The following is a 2,374-nucleotide window of genomic DNA, read 5'->3' on the forward strand; positions in this document are numbered from 1 at the left end:
AGCCATAACCCGATCTTTCGCCAGATCGGCAATCTCATCGACACCGGGCTGAAATTCTCGCTGGAGGCGACGGCGGTGATTTCGCTCGACCGGCGCATGGAGGCCGTGGCGGCGCACCGCGAGGTGGTCGAGGCGCTGCGTATGCGCAATGCCGATGCCGCGCGTGGGGCGGCAAACAAGATCCTCGACCTCGCGGCGCGCGACCTCGTCAGCGCCAAGAAACTCAAAAGCAACTGAGACTGCGCATGAAAATCATCTCGCTCACCACCTACATCGTTCCGCCGCGCTGGCTGTTCCTGAAGATCGAAACCGATGCCGGCGTCACCGGCTGGGGCGAGCCGGTGGTCGAAGGCCGGGCGCTGACCGTCGAGGCGGCGGTCAAGGAGCTTGGCGATTATCTCATCGGCAAGGATCCTCGGCTGATCGAGGACCACTGGACGGTGATGCACCGCGGCGGTTTCTACCGCGGCGGCCCGATCCTGATGAGCGCCATTGCCGGGATCGACCAGGCACTGTGGGACATCAAGGGCAAGGCGCTCGGCGTGCCCGTGCACGAACTGCTCGGCGGCAAGCTGCGCGACTCGATCAAGGTCTATTCCTGGATCGGCGGCGACCGCCCGGCGGAGGTCGCGGCCGGCGCCAGGGAAATGGTTGCGCGCGGTTTCCTGGCGCTCAAGATGAACGGTACCGAAGAACTGCAGATCGTCGACAGCCATGACAAGATCGACGCCGCTGTCGAACGCGTCGCCATGGTGCGCGAGGCCGTCGGGCCAAACATCGGCATCGCTGTCGATTTTCATGGCCGCGTGCACCGGCCGATGGCGCGTGCGCTCGTCAAGGAACTCGAACCCTATAGGCTGATGTTCATCGAGGAGCCGGTGCTCAGCGAAAACCGCGAGGCGCTGAAGGAGATCGCCGCGCTTGGCTCGACGCCGATCGCGCTCGGCGAGCGGCTCTATAGCCGCTGGGACTTCAAGTCCGTGTTCGAGGAAGGCGTCGTCGACATCATCCAGCCCGACCTGTCGCATGCCGGCGGCATCACAGAATGCCGCAAGATCGCGGCGATGGCGGAAGCCTATGATGTCGCGGTCGCGCCGCATTGCCCGCTCGGGCCGATCGCGCTTGCCGCGTGCCTGCAGCTCGACGCGGTCAGCTACAACTGCTTCATCCAGGAGCAGAGCCTCGGCATCCACTACAACGCCGCCAACGACCTGCTCGACTATGCCGCCAACAAGGATGTCTTCCGCTACGAGGATGGTTATGTCGCCATTCCCGACGGCCCGGGCCTGGGTGTCGAGATCGACGAGGATTATGTCAAGGAACGCGCCAGGGAAGGCCACCGCTGGCGCAACCCGATCTGGCGCCACAAGGACGGTTCCTTCGCCGAGTGGTGATCCGGGCTGGCTTTCAGACTCCAAGCGCTCCATGAATAGTGAAGACTTTGTCCGGCGAGCAGTTGCTCTCGAGAAATGGCTCGTTCGTTCGGTTTGATCGAGGGGCTTTCAGCGGCGTTGCCGAATTGACCATCAAACGCAGATGACCGCAGTGCGGCACATTCATCGGCTGCGAATTGCAGAGGGACTGTTTGGTGGAGCCAATCGGGATCGAACCGACGACCTCTTGAATGCCATTCAAGCGCTCTCCCAACTGAGCTATGGCCCCACTTCCGGCAGTCAACCGGCGCCGTTTCCGGCGAAGAGATCCGGCGCGGGTTGGAGACCGCGCCGTTAGTGCAGGCGGCTTCTAACCCCGCCCTTCTCAGATATCAAGCCTTCGAGAGCCGCTTTTTCTTCACAGACCACGAAAGCCCGCAAACGCCCGCTTTCAAGGCCGATCAGACCTCGTCGTCGTCGTCGCCAACGCCGATCATGTCGGCAACGTCGTCATCTTCTTCCTCTTCGTCGGCGAGGAAGGTGTCGTCCTCGTCGTCGCCGAGATCGACGTCGTCCTCATCGTCGCCAAGATCCGGCAGGTCGTCGCCCTTGACGTCCTCGTCGGCCTCTTCGAGCGAGACGACCTCAACGCCTTCTTCTTCCTCGGCGTCCACTTCCTTCTCGGCCACTTCCTCTTCCTCCTCGAGAGCGGCAATCTTGCCTTCCTCGAAATAGGAACGCGGATAGGTCTTGCCGGTGTAGGGCGAGACGATCGGGTCCTTGTTCAGGTCGTAGAATTTTCGGCCCGTCTCCGGGTCGATACGTTTTGTGCCAAGTTCGGTTTTTGCCACGGCAAGCCTCGTCAATAAAAGAGTGGTCCCCTTAACCACAGTTTGCAGCGCTGTCAAAGCGAAAAGCCGGCGTCACAAAACCATGCATTGAAAGGCCTCGCGTGAAGTGACGACCATGGGGATGACCATTTCGGCCCACCGTGGTACGAG

General features: G+C 61.9%; 3 protein-coding genes and 1 tRNA gene. 2 read left to right on the forward strand and 2 right to left on the reverse strand.

The genetic code is table 11. The features are described from left to right. Together EN914_RS32295 and dgoD are read left to right on the forward strand one after the other, a co-directional pair. On the forward strand, window positions 1-237 hold a 237-nt coding region (locus EN914_RS32295), incomplete at its 5' end, for an FCD domain-containing protein (protein ID WP_127389540.1). A gap of 8 nt (window positions 238-245) precedes the next feature. Next, window positions 246-1,394: a galactonate dehydratase gene (gene dgoD / locus EN914_RS32300; RefSeq protein ID WP_024501895.1), complete on the forward strand. Its 1,149-nt coding sequence runs from the start codon at window positions 246-248 to the stop codon at window positions 1,392-1,394. Between the two features lie 192 nt (window positions 1,395-1,586). Here dgoD and EN914_RS32305 read toward each other — a convergent pair. Together EN914_RS32305 and EN914_RS32310 are read right to left on the reverse strand one after the other, a co-directional pair. Continuing rightward, a tRNA-Ala gene (locus EN914_RS32305) sits at window positions 1,587-1,662 on the reverse strand. Window positions 1,663-1,834: 172 nt separating this feature from the next. Next, window positions 1,835-2,224, reverse strand: a complete 390-nt coding sequence (locus EN914_RS32310; RefSeq protein WP_013528180.1) for a TIGR02300 family protein — start codon at window positions 2,222-2,224, stop codon at window positions 1,835-1,837. Between the last annotated feature and the right edge of the window lie 150 nt (window positions 2,225-2,374).

Origin of the sequence: Mesorhizobium sp. M7A.F.Ca.CA.001.08.2.1, assembly GCF_003998455.1 — a bacterium.
GTDB classification, from domain to species: domain Bacteria; phylum Pseudomonadota; class Alphaproteobacteria; order Rhizobiales; family Rhizobiaceae; genus Mesorhizobium; species Mesorhizobium ciceri.